At 67.3% G+C, this 15,289-nt stretch carries 18 protein-coding genes and 1 tRNA gene; 11 read left to right on the top strand and 8 right to left on the bottom strand.

Going from position 1 to position 15,289, the window contains the following annotated elements:
* Nucleotides 1-111: 111 nt before the first annotated feature.
* From B4E96_RS01495 to aceE, 4 genes are all read right to left on the bottom strand, one after another.
* Nucleotides 112-1,122: a beta-ketoacyl-ACP synthase III gene (locus tag B4E96_RS01495; RefSeq protein ID WP_102159884.1), complete on the bottom strand. Its 1,011-nt coding sequence runs from the start codon at nt 1,120-1,122 to the stop codon at nt 112-114.
* Nucleotides 1,123-1,163: 41 nt separating this feature from the next.
* Nucleotides 1,164-2,102, bottom strand: coding sequence for an ACP S-malonyltransferase (locus tag B4E96_RS01500; protein WP_165884786.1), 939 nt, complete (start codon nt 2,100-2,102; stop codon nt 1,164-1,166).
* A 58-nt stretch (nt 2,103-2,160) separates the two neighbouring features.
* Entirely contained in the window at nt 2,161-3,372 is a 1,212-nt protein-coding gene (locus tag B4E96_RS01505) for a PucR family transcriptional regulator (protein ID WP_165883036.1), read from the bottom strand.
* Nucleotides 3,373-3,474: 102 nt separating this feature from the next.
* Nucleotides 3,475-6,234 (bottom strand): pyruvate dehydrogenase (acetyl-transferring), homodimeric type, encoded by a 2,760-nt coding sequence (gene aceE / locus B4E96_RS01510; protein WP_286956162.1) that lies wholly within the window; start codon nt 6,232-6,234, stop codon nt 3,475-3,477.
* A 282-nt stretch (nt 6,235-6,516) separates the two neighbouring features.
* Between aceE and B4E96_RS01515 the strand changes: the two genes are divergently transcribed.
* Complete coding sequence (locus B4E96_RS01515) at nt 6,517-6,963, top strand: DUF3052 domain-containing protein (protein WP_102159892.1); 447 nt, start codon at nt 6,517-6,519, stop codon at nt 6,961-6,963.
* A gap of 138 nt (nt 6,964-7,101) precedes the next feature.
* On the top strand, nt 7,102-7,497 hold the full coding sequence (locus tag B4E96_RS01520) for an HIT family protein (RefSeq protein ID WP_102159894.1): 396 nt from the start codon (nt 7,102-7,104) through the stop codon (nt 7,495-7,497).
* A 24-nt stretch (nt 7,498-7,521) separates the two neighbouring features.
* On the opposite strand, the gene B4E96_RS01525 is transcribed toward B4E96_RS01520, so the two are convergent.
* Nucleotides 7,522-7,598, bottom strand: a tRNA-Pro gene (locus tag B4E96_RS01525).
* Nucleotides 7,599-7,673: 75 nt separating this feature from the next.
* On the opposite strand from B4E96_RS01525, the gene B4E96_RS01530 reads away from it, so the two are divergent.
* The 9 genes from B4E96_RS01530 (at nt 7,674) to B4E96_RS01570 (ending at nt 12,397) form a co-directional block, all read left to right on the top strand.
* Nucleotides 7,674-8,132, top strand: a complete 459-nt coding sequence (locus B4E96_RS01530; RefSeq protein ID WP_102159895.1) for a TetR family transcriptional regulator — start codon at nt 7,674-7,676, stop codon at nt 8,130-8,132.
* Between the two features lie 73 nt (nt 8,133-8,205).
* Complete coding sequence (locus B4E96_RS01535) at nt 8,206-8,346, top strand: hypothetical protein (protein WP_286956164.1); 141 nt, start codon at nt 8,206-8,208, stop codon at nt 8,344-8,346.
* 201 nt (nt 8,347-8,547) lie between these two features.
* Nucleotides 8,548-8,703: a hypothetical protein gene (locus B4E96_RS01540; RefSeq protein WP_286956165.1), complete on the top strand. Its 156-nt coding sequence runs from the start codon at nt 8,548-8,550 to the stop codon at nt 8,701-8,703.
* A 26-nt stretch (nt 8,704-8,729) separates the two neighbouring features.
* Nucleotides 8,730-9,164 (top strand): BlaI/MecI/CopY family transcriptional regulator, encoded by a 435-nt coding sequence (locus tag B4E96_RS01545; protein WP_165883030.1) that lies wholly within the window; start codon nt 8,730-8,732, stop codon nt 9,162-9,164.
* 3 nt (nt 9,165-9,167) lie between these two features.
* Nucleotides 9,168-10,004 carry a M48 family metalloprotease gene (locus B4E96_RS01550; protein ID WP_286956167.1) on the top strand — a complete coding sequence of 279 codons (837 nt, stop codon included), beginning with the start codon at nt 9,168-9,170 and terminating at the stop codon, nt 10,002-10,004.
* Between the two features lie 105 nt (nt 10,005-10,109).
* Nucleotides 10,110-10,643 carry an RNA polymerase sigma factor gene (locus B4E96_RS01555; RefSeq protein ID WP_259795978.1) on the top strand — a complete coding sequence of 178 codons (534 nt, stop codon included), beginning with the start codon at nt 10,110-10,112 and terminating at the stop codon, nt 10,641-10,643.
* The gene (locus tag B4E96_RS01560; protein WP_375544668.1) at nt 10,640-11,233 is read left to right on the top strand and encodes a methylated-DNA--[protein]-cysteine S-methyltransferase; all 594 of its coding nucleotides are present in this window, start codon (nt 10,640-10,642) and stop codon (nt 11,231-11,233) included. Before B4E96_RS01555 ends, B4E96_RS01560 begins: the two co-directional genes overlap by 4 nt.
* Nucleotides 11,230-11,829, top strand: a complete 600-nt coding sequence (locus B4E96_RS01565) for a DNA-3-methyladenine glycosylase I (protein WP_286956168.1) — start codon at nt 11,230-11,232, stop codon at nt 11,827-11,829. The genes B4E96_RS01560 and B4E96_RS01565 overlap by 4 nt, the downstream gene beginning before the upstream one ends.
* A 58-nt stretch (nt 11,830-11,887) precedes the next feature.
* Nucleotides 11,888-12,397, top strand: a complete 510-nt coding sequence (locus B4E96_RS01570) for a hypothetical protein (RefSeq protein WP_286956169.1) — start codon at nt 11,888-11,890, stop codon at nt 12,395-12,397.
* Between the two features lie 6 nt (nt 12,398-12,403).
* On the opposite strand, the gene B4E96_RS01575 is transcribed toward B4E96_RS01570, so the two are convergent.
* From B4E96_RS01575 to B4E96_RS01585, 3 genes are read right to left on the bottom strand one after another with little or no spacing between them, the layout of a single operon-like run.
* Nucleotides 12,404-12,847, bottom strand: a complete 444-nt coding sequence (locus tag B4E96_RS01575; RefSeq protein WP_286956170.1) for an NUDIX hydrolase — start codon at nt 12,845-12,847, stop codon at nt 12,404-12,406.
* Nucleotides 12,840-14,474 carry an FAD-binding dehydrogenase gene (locus B4E96_RS01580; RefSeq protein WP_286956171.1) on the bottom strand — a complete coding sequence of 545 codons (1,635 nt, stop codon included), beginning with the start codon at nt 14,472-14,474 and terminating at the stop codon, nt 12,840-12,842. Before B4E96_RS01580 ends, B4E96_RS01575 begins: the two co-directional genes overlap by 8 nt.
* 55 nt (nt 14,475-14,529) lie before the next feature.
* Nucleotides 14,530-15,261, bottom strand: a complete 732-nt coding sequence (locus B4E96_RS01585) for an IclR family transcriptional regulator (protein ID WP_170274029.1) — start codon at nt 15,259-15,261, stop codon at nt 14,530-14,532.
* Between the last annotated feature and the right edge of the window lie 28 nt (nt 15,262-15,289).

Below are 15,289 nucleotides of genomic sequence, written 5' to 3' on the forward strand. Positions count from 1 at the left end.
GATTCGACGAGTTGTCCCGTCAGAATCCTACGTCATGCCTGCTGCGCATATGCAAGGAGCCAGGTGCCTCGGCAGGTCGTGCCTGGCGCGCCGTCATCCCTGCTGTGGTGCTCATGGCAGCTTGACGACCTGCGCCCCGTAGACGAGTCCGGCACCGAAGCCGATCTGCAGCGACAGCCCACCGGAGAGCTCGGGGTGCTCGCGCAGCAGCCGTTCGGTGGCCAGCGGAATCGACGCCGACGAGGTGTTGCCGTTGTCGGCGATGTCGCGGCCGATGACGACGGAGTCAGGCAGCTTCAGCTGCTTGGCCAGTTCGTCGATGATGCGCATATTCGCCTGGTGGGGCACGAAAGCTGCCAGGCCGCTGGCTTCGACACCAGCGGCTTCGAGGGCCTCTTTGGCGACCTCGGCCATCTCCCAGACCGCCCACCGGAACACGCTGGGGCCGTCCTGGCGCAGTGTCGGCCACGTGCCGCCTTCGGGGTTGTTCTTGAGATCCAGCAGCGAATTGGTCATGTGGATGGTGTCCCAGTTCTCGCCCTTCGAACCCCACACACTCTGGCCGATGCCCGGCTCGTCGCTGGCGGAGACGACGACAGCGCCAGCACCGTCGGCGAGGATGAAGGAGATCGACCGGTCAGTCGGGTCGATCCAGTCGGAGAGCTTCTCCGCACCGATGACGAGGACGTTGTCCATGACGCCGGAGCGCACCAGCCCGTCGGCCTGGGCGATGGCATAGCAGTATCCGGCGCAGGCAGCCGAGATGTCCCAGGCGGGAATCGGGCCAGTGCCCAGCCGGTCAGTCAGCATCGCTGCCACGGACGGCGTCGGGTGGGGGAAGGTGACGGTGGCGATGATGATGCCGCCGATGTCGGTGGGCTTGAGGCCGGCGTTGGCGATCGCCTCCTGCGCGGCCTCCTCGCTCATCTCTGCGACGCCGACGTCCTCGCTGGCGTAGCGGCGGGTGATGATGCCGGTGCGCTGGCGAATCCACTCATCGGAGGAGTCGATCGGCTCGACGATGTCGTCGTTGCGCACGGTGATCTCACCGCGGTAGCCGCCGATGCCGGTGATGGTGGAGTACCGGCCGGCCGGCGTGGTCTGCAGTGTCGGTGCTGTCATAGGGAACCTCTTCTCTGTCTACAGCTGCGAGTGCGGCCGCTTCAGGATTCTGCAGGGGACTGGCCGGCGTGGGCCTGGACGAAGGCGCGGGCGTCATCGAGATCGTCGGCTGACTTCAGTGCAAACGTCTCGACTCCGCGCATCGCCCGCTTGGCCAGCCCGGTGAGGGTGCCGCCGGGCACGAGCTCGAGCAGACCGGTGACGCGCATGTCGAGCAGCTGCTTCTGGCACAGATCCCAGCGCACCGGATTCGTCACCTGCTTGACGAGCAGGTCGAGGTACTCGGAGCCGGAGTCGACCGGCTCACCGGTGGCGTTGGTGAGGATCGTCAGCTGCGGGTCCTGGGCTTCGAGGTTCGAGGCCAGTGTCGCCAGCGGAGCCTGGGCCGAGCCCATGTAGGAGGTGTGGAAGGCGCCTGCGACTTTGAGCGGGATGACGCGGGCTCGCTCCGGCGGGTTCTCGGCCAGTTTCTCGATGTTCTCGACCGCGCCAGCGGCGACGGTCTGTCCTGCGCCGTTGACATTGGCAGGCGACAGGCCAGCGGATTCGATGGCGGCAAGCACATCGTCGGGCTCCCCGCCGACGACGGCGGCCATGCCGGTGGGTGTGGCGGCCGAGGCCTCTGCCATGCCGGTCGCACGCGTCATGACGAACTTCATCGCCGCGGTGTCATCGAGAACGCCGGCGATGTTCGCAGCACCGATCTCACCGACGGAGTGGCCTGCGACGACGTCGGGGGAGACGTCGACGTCGGCGAAGAGCTCCCGGTAGGCGGCGATCGCCGAGGCGACGAGCAGCGGCTGGGCGATGTCGGTGCTCTTGATCGTCTCGTCATCGGACTCCGTGCCATGGATGCGCAGGTCGAGGTCTGCGGCGGCGGAGAGCGCATCGAGTGATTCGGCGAATGCCGGGCGATTGAGCCAGGAGGAGAGGAATCCGGACTTCTGGGCTCCCTGGCCCGGGCAGGCGATAACTAGCACTGGAGTAGCTTCCAATCAGTCGAGGTCGTGTTTCAACTTACGTCAATGTGGAGGTTCGTCACGGGGATTTGTTCAGGTTCGACAATTGCCCGGCTTCTGACAGTTGGCCGTACACCAACGCAATTCTGATGACGAAACCGGCGCGCGCCTCGGTCGGATCGATGCCTATGAGGTCGGCGATCTTGCGCAGCCGGTAGCGCACGGTGTTCGGGTGCACGTGCAGCGAGCGGGCCGTGTTCTCCAGCGAACCGCCGAACTCCACGTAGGCGGCAACGGTGTCGAGCAGCTGGCCGCTGCCGGAGTTGAGCGGTTCGTAGTAGCTGGTAATGAGCTCGCGCACCGCGCAGGTGTCACCGGCGATCGCACGCTCGGGCAGCAGGTCGCGGGCGTGGACCGGCCGGGCGACGATCGGGCGGGCCGAGGCGGTGCGCAGCGCCCAGCCGGCGGCCGCTGCCGAGGTGGCGGCTTCGGCCAGCGTGCTGACCTCGGGTCCGATGACGACTTCGGAGGGGCCGAAGAACTGCGAGAGAGCTGTCGCAGCCTGGTCGATGTCCTCGACGCCGCCGATGACGATGAGCAGCCGGTCGTCGTGCACGCCGACGAGTGCATCCTCGGCCCATTTCTGGGCGGCTTTGCGGATCTCGTCGATGCTCTTGTGCGCGGCTCGCTGCGGGGCGCGGCCGACGAGCACGTACACCGAGCCTTCGGTGCGCCACCCGAAGGCGGCCGTGCGGCTGGCGAGCTCGTCGACGGAATCGCCGCGCACGAGCGCGTCGACGACCATCGCCTCGAGCCGGGCGTCCCACGAGCCGCGCGCTTCAGCGGCACGGGCGTAGATGTCGGCGGCGGCGAAGGCGATCTCACGGGAGTACACGAGCACCGCTTCGCGCAGCTTGGCCTGCTCATTGGGCCGGGCCAGGTCTCCGACGCGCTCTTCGACGACCTCGACGACGACGCGCAGCAGCTGCAGGGTCTGCTGCAGCGAGACGGAGCGGACGAGCTCACGGGGTGCGGACTGGAAGATGTCCTGGACGACCCGCAGCTGGGCATCGGGGTCGCGGTACCAGTCGATGAAAGAGGCGATGCCGGAGTTGGCCAGCACCACGACCCAGCCGCGGTCGGCGGCGCTCATCGAGCGGTACCACGGCAGGCGGGCCTCGAGTCGCTGCAGGGTCAGCTTGTGCAGCAGCGCCTGACCGGCCTTGAGGCGGCGGCTCGTCTCAGCGCGGGCGCGCACATGGGCGGCGGCTTCCTCAGAGCGAACGGGCATGAGGCCACATTACATGAAAGACGACAAAGGATTTGTGCGCCGGACACAAAAGCGGGAGGGGTGTTCCCCTCCCGCTTCTGTGTGCTCAGCAACTGCGAGCGATCAGGCGCTAGCGCCCTCGGTCGAACCGGTGGCGCCGGCCCGCGGATCGTCGAGCTGGTACTTCTTCGACGCCTCGGCGGCGAGCTTCGGATCGACGATGCCGAGGTCGCCGAGGCTGATGAGCGCCTGGACGACGACCGAAGGGGCATCGATGAGGAAGTGCCGGCGAGCGGCCGGGCGCGTATCGGAGATCGCGTAGCCGTCGGCGCCCAGCGACGTGAAGTGGCCGGGGACGTACTGGCGGATCATGTCCGGCACGGTCCGGGTGTGGTCGCTGGTGGCGATGACCGGGCCCTCAGCATCAGCCAGCTGCTGCGTGACAAACGGCACCCGCGCCTCGGCGTCGGGATCGAGCAGACGCTCGTCGTCACAGGCCAGGCCGTCACGGCGCAGCTCCTGCCATGAGGTCACCGACCACACATCGGCCGAGACGTTCCAGTCCTTCTCCAGCAGCTCCTGGGCCTCCAGGATCCACGGCACGCCCACACCCGAGGCGAGCAGCTGGACCTTCGGGCCGTCGAGCTTCGGTCCGTCCTTGAGCTTGTAGATGCCCTTGAGCACGCCTTCGACGTCGAGGTCCTCGGGTTCCTTGGGCTGGACCATCGGCTCGTTGTACATCGTGATGTAGTACATGACGTTCGGGTCGCGCCCGTCGTCCTCGCCGTACATCCGCTGCAGGCCGTCGCGCACGATGTGCGCCATCTCGTAGCCGTATGCCGGGTCGTAGGAGATGATCGACGGGAAGGTTGAGGACAGCACGTGGGAGTGCCCGTCGCCGTGCTGCAGGCCCTCGGCCACCAGCGTCGTGCGGCCGGCGGTGGCGCCGAGGATGAATCCGCGGGCCATCTGGTCGCAGGCTGCCCAGAAGGCGTCCCCGGTGCGCTGGAAGCCGAACATCGAGTAGAAGATGTAGAACGGGATCATCGGCTCGCCGTGTGCGGCATATGAGGTGCCGGCTGCGGTGAACGCGGCAGTCGAGCCGCCCTCGTTGATGCCCATGTGCAGCAGCTGTCCGTCAGTGGCCTCCTTGTAGGCCAGGAAGAGATCGCGGTCGACCGAGACGTAGTTCTGCCCGTGCGGGTTGTAGATCTTCGCGGTCGGGAAGAAGGAGTCCATGCCGAAAGTGCGGGCCTCATCCGGGATGATCGGCACGACGCGCTTGCCGAACTCCTTGTCGCGCATGAGGTCCTTGAGGATGCGCACGAATGCCATCGTCGTGGCGATCTCCTGCTTTCCCGATCCCTTCCGGGCGATGTCGTAGAGCTTGTCCTCCGGCAGCTTGACTGGCACGTGCTTGTCGCGGCGCTCGGGGCTGAAGCCGCCGAGCTGACGGCGCCGCTCGAGCATGTACTTGATCTCCGGGGCGTCGGGGCCCGGGTGGTAGTACGGCGGCAGTTGCGGGTTCTCCTCCAGATCCTTGTCCGAGATCGGAATCGAGAAGTGGTCGCGGATCATCTTGAGATCCTCCAGACCCATCTTCTTCATCTGGTGGGTGGCGTTGCGGGCCTCGAAGTGCGGCCCGAGCGAGTAGCCCTTGATCGTCTTGACGAGGATGACCGTCGGCTGACCGGTGTGTTCGACAGCTGCCTTGTAGGCGGCGTAGACCTTGCGGTAGTCGTGGCCGCCGCGCTTGAGCTGCCAGATCTGCTCATCGGTGTAGTCCTCGACGAGAGCCTTCGTGCGCGGATCACGGCCGAAGAAGTTGTCGCGGACGAACCCGCCGTCCTCACCCTTGTAGGTCTGATAGTCGCCGTCGGGGGTGTTGTTCATGAGGTTGACGAGCGCGCCGTCGCGGTCGCGGGCGAGCAGGGCATCCCATTCGCGTCCCCAGATGACCTTGACGACATTCCAGCCGGCACCGCGGAAGAACGACTCGAGCTCCTGGATGATCTTGCCGTTGCCGCGCACCGGGCCGTCGAGACGCTGCAGGTTGCAGTTGATGACGAAGGTGAGGTTGTCGAGCTCCTCGTAGGCGGCGTACTGCAGCATGCCGCGGCTTTCGGGCTCGTCCATCTCACCGTCGCCGAGGAACGCCCAGACGCGCTGCTCGGAGGTGTCCTTGATGCCGCGGTTGTGCAGGTACTTATTGAACTGCGCCTGCGCGATCGCGTTCATCGGTCCCAGGCCCATCGACACCGTCGGGTGCTCCCAGAAGTCCGGCATCTGGTGCGGGTGCGGGTAGGACGGAAGGCCGGCGGGCTTACCGTCGATCCAGTGCGAGGCCTGCTGGCGGAAGCCGTCGAGCTGGTCCTCGGTCAGGCGACCTTCGAGATAGGCGCGGGCGTACATGCCCGGCGAGGCATGGCCCTGGTAGAAGACATGGTCTCCGCCGCCGGGGTGGTCCTTGCCGCGGAAGAAGTGGTTCTGGCCGACTTCGTACAGCGTGGCTGCCGAGGCGTAGGTCGAGATATGGCCGCCGACCTCGATGCCCGGCCGCTGGGCCCGGTGGACCATGACCGCCGCGTTCCAGCGGATCCAACGGCGGAACCGGCGCTCGACTTCCTCGTCACCGGGGAACCAGGGCTCATCCTCGGGGCCAATCGAGTTGATGTAGTCAGTCGCCGTGAGGCTGGGCACCCCGAGACTCTGCTCGCGGGCGCGCTGGATGAGGCTGAGCATGATGTAGCGGGCCCGGGAGCGACCGCCTTCGTCGACCAGCGAATCAAGGGAGTCGAGCCACTCCTGAGTCTCCTCGGGATCGACGTCTGGGACCTGGCTGGGCAGGCCGTTGAGGATGATTCCTCGCTTCTGATTGGCCACTTTCATGTCCTCTCGTAGGGACGGACTCACCGTCGGGCGGACGGCGGGCGGGGGACACACAGCGATCGTGGCCGCAGCGGCATCCCGCCCTTGGGGTTCGGTACCAACCCTAAGGCACATCGGGCTTCATTGTGGAATATATCCAACCACTATGTGGAAGTTGCAGCCGCATCATGGAAGTTCCAGTGTGAGCGGGTGCGAGCGGCGCCCCTGCGGCGTGAGAACGCGGCAGACCGGCCCGGACAGTTGCTCAGGGCAGGGAAGGGGGCAACAATATGGGATATGAGCACAACTCCTTCCGAAAGGACCCTTGCACAGGACGCGGATGCTGACAGCAGCGCTGCGAACACCCTCGGCCTCGCGCCCGGAAAGTACGTCCAGGAAATCGGCTATGACGATGATGTGGACTTCGACCTGCGAGACGAGATCGAGGCGGTGATCGGAGAGGAGATGGCAGACGAGGACGTCGACGATGTGTTCGACGTCGTCGTCATGTGGTGGCGCTCTGACGATCCCGATCTCATCGACGGCATCGTCGACGCGCAGACCACCCTGGCTGATGGCGGCATCATCTGGCTCCTGACCCCCAAAGCCAAGCGCGACGGGCACATCCCGCCCGGCGACATCACCAACGCTGCTCCGACCGCGGGAATGCATATGACGAAGACCATCAGCGCAGCACCCGACTGGTCCGGCTTCCGGCTCGAAGCCAAGAAGAACTTCAGCTGAGACTCTCCTCCGGGCAGTCAGGCACCTTGCCGGCTGCCCGGACTGCTGAGTGCACCCCATCCACAGCCACGCACCTGAGATCATCAACACCTCGGGCATGGCCGGCCCCACACCCAGTATCCGAAGGAGTGATGGAAAGTGGCGACGCTTTTCACCAAGATCATCAACGGCGAGATTCCCGGCGCCATCGTCTACGAAGACGACCGCTGTGTCGCGTTCCTCGACGCGCTGCCGCAGACCGAGGGCCACACCCTCGTTGTTCCCCGTGAGGAGATCTCCCACTGGATCGACGTGCCAGCAGACCTGCTCGCCCATCTCATGGACGTCGCCCAGCGCATCGGCGCGGCTCAGAAGAAGGCCTTCGACTGCGAGCGGATCGGCGTGCTCATCCAGGGCTATGAGGTTCCTCATACCCATGTGCACGTGTGGCCGACGAACTCCGTGGCCGACTTCGATATGCACAAGCGGGCCAGCGAAATGCAGGGCCCGGAAACACTGAAGCCGGTGGCCCAGCGGATCAGAGACGAACTCTGAGTCTCACCAGGCCACCGGCCGGATTGGTCGGGATAGCGGGATTCGAACCCACGACCTCCTCGTCCCGAACGAGGCGCGCTACCAAGCTGCGCTATATCCCGTCAGCGGAGACAACTATACCCCTAGAGATGCCGACGTCAAAAACCGCGTCTCCAGGCCCTGGAAGAGAGACCTGAATGGCGCTGTCGCAACAGGCGATCATCGACACATCGCTGCGGATCCTCTCGCGATTCGGCATGGGCGACCTGTCGATGCGCAGGCTCGCCCGCGAGCTCGACGTGCAGCCCTCGGCACTGTACTGGCACGTGAAGAACAAGCAGGACCTCTTCGTGCTGCTGGCCCGCCAGATGCTCGCCGCCGCCGTCGCCGAGGCGGAGGGCACCGAGGCCGCCGATCTCGCCTGGGCGCTGCGCACCGTGCTGCTGCGCTACCGCGACGGAGCCGAGATCTACGCCCTCGGCCTCGCACTCGAAGGCGACGAGCTCATCCCAGAGCCCATCCGGGAGCGTGGGGGAGAGACGCTGATGGACTACATCGTCGGCGCCCTCATCATCGAACAGCACCGCACGGACTTCGACCGTCAGGACCCGGCTGCCGGGGCACGGTTCAAACGCGGCGTCAGTCAACTTTTGTGAGACCGGCAGGCAGCCACCCTGGACGGTGACGATGCAGGTGACCGAGTCCAGCAGCTTATGCGACGATGGCAGTATGACGACACGCCCTCGCGCCCGCACTGCCGCTGCCGTTGCCCTCGGCGCCCTGCTGCTCACCGCCTATGGTCAGGACCCCGAGGAAGAGCCGCCGACACTTAGCTCCGACGACGCCACCACTGCCGAGGCGAGCGCTTAGCCGACCGGCACCGCCAGCGACGACGCTGCCGATGACGCGAACGACGACGCTGGCGACGATGCGACTGCCGGCGGTACTGGCGATGAGAACGCCACAGCAGAGCTGCCCGAGGTCTCAGCTGATACCTGTGCTGCCTTCGAGGATTTCGAGAGCGGCTTCCCCGACAACGTCGATGCCGATCCGGAGGCAGCCGCCTCGTGGATGGAGGAGCAGGCCGATGCAGGCGATGAGCAGTACCGCGGTCACCTCAAGGGCCTGGTCGAGGCCACCCGCGCCTACGGTGAGGGCAACAACCCACTGAAGGGACTCGAAGGCCAGTTGCGCGGTCTGCAGAAGCACTGCTCGCACGGGGGCTGATATCATCCGACCCAGGAGGGTGAGCGATGACAGGACTCAACAGCCGACGCGAGCGCGGCGAACTCGAAGCTGCGGTCATGGAGATCCTCTGGGATGCCGACGAACAGCTGAGCGCCAACGACGTCAGCGAGCGCTTCGCCGGACGCAAGCCGAACTACTCGACGATCATGACGACCCTTGAGCGCCTCGAGCGCAAGGACATGGTCGTGCGCTCCGACCCCTCACCGCGCAAGATCCGCTTCCGCGCCGCACAGAGCCGCGACGCCTACGCCAGCGACCGGATGGTCAGCGTGCTGTCCTCCTCCGGTGACCGGCAGGCCACCCTCATGGCCTTCGCCGGGCACTTAAGCGACACCGACCTCGACGTGCTGCGCTCCTCGCTGCAGCAGGCGCAGACCCGGCACGCCCGCAAGGACGCCGCCCGCGCCGCTGCACGGAAACGAGACCGCAGGCGCAGCTGAGCGATGCTCACGCTCCTCGCCCTCAGCGCGGCCGCCACCGCAGCCCTCATCATCACCGTCCCCCGCCTGCTGGCACCGGGCTCATGGGCGCTGCGCCACCCCGCCACCGCGCTGCGGCTGTGGATGGCCTCCCTCGTCGCCGTCATCATCGGGCTCATCACCACGGTGCTGTCCGGTGTGCTGGCGATCGTCACTGCTGTCGCCGGCTACCTGCATCCGGCCCACCTGCTTATCCCAGTCGCCGTCAGCGCCGTCATGATCGCCGCAGCCGCTGTGTGGTTCCGGCTCAAGCACCGCCACCACGCCAGCGTGCGCTCTGTGCATGCCGCCGTCGCAGCACTCGAACCGCACATCATCTCCCGCAGCCAGCGCGAGGCGTTCGTCTTAGCCCGCGTCGGGTCACCAGAGGTGTTCTCCTACGCCGTGGCCCGCACGCCCGCCGAGGCAGGAGTCGGGTCCCGGCCGATGGTCATCGTCTCCACCGGGATGCAGCAGCTGCTCACCGAGGCCCAGCTGCAGACGATCATCGCCCACGAATACGCCCACGTCCGCTGCGGACACGAGACGATCCTGCGCACGGCTGCCCTGACAGCAGCGATGACGCCACCGTCGCTGCGCTACGGGCAGGCGATGCAGCGCTCCGTCACCCTGCTCGTCGAACTGGCAGCCGACGACATCGCCGCCGGCCGGGCCGGTGCCGTTCACCTTGCCAATGCGCTGGCCGCCGTGTCAGCACAGACCGGTGACCCTTCTCTCGACCTGCGCGCCGAACGCCTGACACTCGGGGAGTGGACGCTGACCCACCGGCTCACGGTGCCCGCGGACTTCCGTGTCGCCTGAGCCAGCCACCGCCTCGGGAACGGGGTTCGGCACGCTGGCGCCGGCGTCGACCTCACACTTTCGCCCGCCGCTGCGTCTGCGCAGTGAGAGGAGGGAGTGAGCCACATGCATGAGCCATTCGAACCGGTCATCCGCGCCCACGGGGCAACGGTCATGCGGGTGTGCCTGGCCGTACTCGCCGGGCGCGGCGGGACGACGCACGATGCCGATGACGCGTGGGCGGAGACGTTCGTGGCGGCACTGCGCGCCTGGCCGGACCTCGGCGCCGACGCCAATGTCGACGCGTGGCTCGTGCGCATCGCCCAGCGCAAAGCCATCGACGTCCTGCGCGCCCGCTCCCGCCGCCGCGAAGACCCGGTCGGCGATGACCACCCGGTCGCGGCAGACTGTGATCCGGCCGCCAGCTCGGAGACAGCAGAGATCTGGACCCACGTAGCCCGGCTTCCGGACCGGCAGCGTGAAGCCATCGGTTACCACTACCTCGGCGGGCTCACTCACGTGCAGACCGCCGAGCTCACCGGAAGCACACCCGCTGCCGTCCGGCGGGCCGCCGCTGACGGCATCGCCGCCCTGCGCAGACGCCTCGACAGCGAGGGGGTCGGCACCGGCCACCTGGCAGATAACGGAGCATCCTCATGAAAGACCTCAGCCACCTCTTCCCACTCGACGAAGAGCACATGCGCCGCGTACGCCAGCTGCTCGACGACCACGCCGGAGACGCCGGACTCGTCGATGTCGGCTACACCATCATCGACTCGCCGATCGGCGCACTGCTGCTGGCGGCCACCCCGACAGGGCTGGTGCGCGTGGCCTTCGACAGCGAAGACCACGACGCGGTGCTCGCTGAACTGGCAGAGAAGATCAGCCCACGCGTGCTGGAAGCAGACGCGCAGCTGGCGCCGATCGCAGCCCAAGTCGAGGAGTACTTCGCCGGGCAGCGACGCGAATTCGACATCCCGCTCGACCGGCGCCTGTCAACGGGATTCCGCCGCGAGGTGCAGCGTCAGCTCTCCGAGATCCCCTACGGCACCACTCAAAGCTACAGCGAAGTCGCAGCTGCGGTCGGCCAGCCGACGGCCGTGCGCGCAGTCGGCACCGCATGCGCCCAGAACCCGATCCCGCTCATCGTGCCCTGCCACCGAGTACTGCGCTCTGACGGCAGCCTCGGCGGCTATCGCGGCGGGCTGCCGGCCAAACAGCAGCTGCTCGAACTGGAGGCCGCTGCATGAGCGCGACGACAGGGCTCGTCATCGGTTCCGATGGGCTGGCCCGCCCGGCCTGGGCGGCCACCGACCCGCTCCTGCAGGAGTACTACGACACCGAATGGGGCATGCCAGTCAGAGATGAGGCCGGGCTGTTCGAACGCATCAGCTTAGAGGCCTTCCAGGCAGGCCTGTCGTGGGCGACAGTGCTGCGCAAGCGCGAGGCCTTCCGCGAGGTGTTCGCCGGCTTCGATCCCGACACAGTTGCTCGGTACTCGGAGGCCGATGTGACTCAGTTGCTCGATGATGCGCGGATCATCCGGAATTCCGCCAAGATCCGCGCCACAATCACCAACGCCCAGGCGACGATCGACCTGCGGACCGACGGCGGGCTGCCCGATCTCATCTGGTCGTTCCAGCCGGCAGAGACCCCGCGACCGCGTACGGTCGATGAGATCCCGACCTCGTCCGCAGAATCGGCGGCCCTAGCGAAGGCGCTCAAAGCCCGCGGGTTCCGGTTCGTCGGCCCGACGAGCGCCTATGCGCTCATGGAGGCCATCGGCATGGTCGACACGCACCTCATCGGCTCCCACCGACGCGGGGCCTCCGGCATCTGGGATTGAGCGTCTGCCTGGCGGCAGCACCCTCGACGAACCGGCGGCACCGGCCTACCGTGGAAGCATGACGGACGACCAGCTCATCGGCCGGAGCGCAGACGAGAAGACGCGCGCCCAGGTCAACGCATTCCTGCACGCCTATGGCGCTTCACTGCGCACTTTCGACGCGGACACGAGCGCTGGCCTGTGGGGTGAACCGGGCATGGTCATCAGCGATGAATTCGCCGGCGTGCTCGATTCCCGGGAGGAGATGGCCGCAGGCCTCCAGCAGGGCTATCCCCGCTACCAGCAGCTCGGATTGGCCGATATCGCCCACGACCTGCTGGGCTGCCGGGCGATCACCGACAAGCTCATCCTCGCTGATGTGCGCTGGCTGTTCTACGACAGCCAGGGACGGTTGCTGACCGAAGGCCTCTATGTCTACCTGATGCGCCGCGATCGCGACGGGCTGCGCGCCTACACTGCGGTCGCCGTCGACGAGGCCGAGCGGATCAATGAGCTCACCTGCCGGCAGGCCGCTGCGGCGCTCGAAGCCAAACGCCACGCAGGCGGGGCAGAGGGCAGTCAGGGCTGACGTCATTCAGTCGGTGTCGAAGACGCCGCTGTCACACAGCAGCCGATCGAGATTCGGAGTCAGCGTGAGTGCCGCCAGCTCCTCGGCTGTCACCCAGCGTGCATCAGCGGCATCATCACGTGCACGCAGCTGACCGCCGGTGACCGTGGCAGCGAAATCCCGGACACGGTAGATGCGATTCTCCCCAGCTGGAATGTCGAGGCTCAGCAGCTGCCTACCGATGGCCACCTCAAGACCGGTCTCCTCGGCTACCTCGCGGGCGGCGGCCTGCTGCCAGGTCTCACCCGGCTCGACCTTCCCGCCGGGCAGTGACCAGCGGCCGCGGTGCGGCTGCGAACCCCGCAGCACGAGCAGCACCCGGCCACGGCCATCGGTGACGACCGCGCCTGCCGCAGGCACCACCTCGGGACCGGAGGCGGCATGACCACGAGTGTCCATCGGCTCAGCCATAGGCCGCCGCGCGGCCGGCGACCCGGCCGGAGAACAGACAGCCGCCGAGGAACGTGCCCTCCAGCGACCGGTGACCGTGCATGCCGCCACCGCCGAAGCCGGCAGCCTCACCCGCCGCGAACAACCCCGAGATCGGAGTGCCGGAGGCGTCGAGAACGCGAGCGTCGAGATCCGTGTGCAGCCCGCCGAGGGTCTTGCGGGTCAGCGTGCGCAGGCGGACAGCGATGAGCGGACCGGCGGCCGGGTCAGTGAGCCGGTGCGGGGCAGCAGTGCGCATGAGCCGATCACCCCGGTAGCCGCGGGCATCGCGGATCGCAGCCAGCTGCGCATCCTTGCCGAAACCGTTGGCCAGCTGGTCGTCGCGGGCGGCGATGAGCTCGCCGATTGCTGCGGCATCGAGTGCGTGGTCCGGTTCGAGCCGGTTCATCTGGCCGACGAGATCGGGAACTGTCGCAGCAGTGAGGAAATCCTCGCCGTGGCGCAGGAAATCGGCCACCGGTCCGGGCGGCCCGGAGCCGAGGCGGCCGGCGAGCTTGCGGACCGAACGGCCGGTGAGATCGGGGTTCTGCTCTGAACCGGAGAGCGCGAACTCCTTGGAGATGATCCGCTCATTGAGGATGAACCAGGAATGCTCATGCCCGCCGGCCCGCAGGTGGCCGAGTGTGCCGAGCGTGTCGAAGCCGGGGAAGTTCGGGGCCGGCAGGCGGTTGCCTGCGGCATCGAGCCACAGGGAGGAGGGCCCGGGCAGGATCCGGATGCCGTGGCCGGGCCAGATCGGGTTCCAGTTGCGGATCCCCTCGACGTAGTGCCACATGCGATCCGGGGCGTGGATGTGTGCGCCTGCCGCCTGCGCGACGGGGAACATCGACCCGTCGACGTAGGACGGCACGCCGGTGAGCATCGACTCCGGGGCGGCGCCCAGACGCGTGGGCCAGGCGGAGCGTACGAGCTCGTGGCGCCCGCCGATCCCACCGGAAGCGATGATGACGGCATCGGCAGCGATCGAGAAGTCGCCGACCGCCTCGGACGTTGTGGGCCTCCCGCGCGGGGCAGGGTCATCTGCGAGCATGTGCCCGGCAACCCCGGTGATCCCGGCAGGTGAGCGGGTGAGCTCGGTGACCTTGTGCCGGAAGCGGGGGATGAGTCGGCCGGTGCGCACGTGCTCCTTGGCGCTGATCAGGAACGGTTCGACGACCCCGGGCCCGGTGCCCCAGGTGATGTGGAAGCGCGGCACCGAATTGCCGTGCCCGTCAGCCCGGCCGTCACCGCGCTCAGCCCAGCCGACGATCGCGAAGAGCCGGTGCCCCTTGGCCGCCAGCCAGGCGCGCTTCTCACCGGCGGCGAACTCCAGGTAGGCCTCCGCCCAGCGGCGCGGCCACACATCGGACTCATCGAAGCCGGCAGTCGACATCCAGTCGCGGTGGGCGAGGTCAAGGGAGTCGCGGATGCCCATCCGCCGCTGTTCGGGCGAGTCGATGAGGAACAGCCCGCCGAAGGACCAGTAGGCCTGCCCGCCGAGGTTGTTCTCCGACTCCTGATCGAGAAGCGTGACGGTCGCCCCAGCCTCGCAGGCCTCGGTGGCGGCGACCATGCCGGCCAGTCCCGAACCGATGACGACGATGTGCATGACGCCTCCCTCCCTCGTCTGGCATCAGCTTACGTCAGGCAGCTTACGCAGATGATCAGCTGCGGTGACCCAGGCGCATCGACAGGTCCGCTGCCGCAGCCGCGCAGGCATCCCCGAGCTCGCCGATCCGGTCATCGGGCACCCGGTACAGGGGAGCAGCGATGATGATGGCTGCGACGAGTTCGCCGCGGTGATCGCGGACCCCAGCGGCGATGCCGACGACGTCTGGAGAGGTCGCGGCATGGTTGACGGCGTAACCGCGCGTGCGCACCTCCTCCAAACGCTCGGCGAGTCCCGGTTCTGTGTGCTGGCCGCTGACCTCCGCCTCGGCGGCGAAGACCTGCACCGAGGCGGAGTCGAGGTTGGTGTAGCGGGTGCCGAGTGGCACAGTGTGCTTGATGATCTGGGTGCTGGCCACCTGCTCGACGACGACCGCCTCAGCAGCACTCCACACCGTCAGTGCAGCAGTCTCCCCGGTCGACACGCTGAGCTCGGTGAGCACGGGGAGTGCGAAGCGGCGGATGTCAAGGGTCGCGAGCATCGGCCCGGCGATGGCAAGCAGGCCGAGGCCGAGCCGGTACTTCTTCGAATGCGGATCCTGCTCGACGACCTCTTCGGCTTCAAGGGCGGAGAGAATGCGTGAGACAGAGGACTTGTGCAGGTCGAGGCGGGCTGCCAGCTCCGTGACACCGAGCAGCGGCTCGTCGACGGAGAAGCAGCGCAGCACTGCCAGGATGTTCGCGGTCACGGACCTGCCGCGCCCGGCTGCCGGATCGGACTCTCGCATCGTCTTCCTCCTTGTCAACAGCCTAGCG

It is taken from the genome of Brevibacterium sp. UBA7493 (genome assembly GCF_002479565.1).
Taxonomy (GTDB): Bacteria; Actinomycetota; Actinomycetes; order Actinomycetales; family Brevibacteriaceae; genus Brevibacterium; species Brevibacterium luteolum.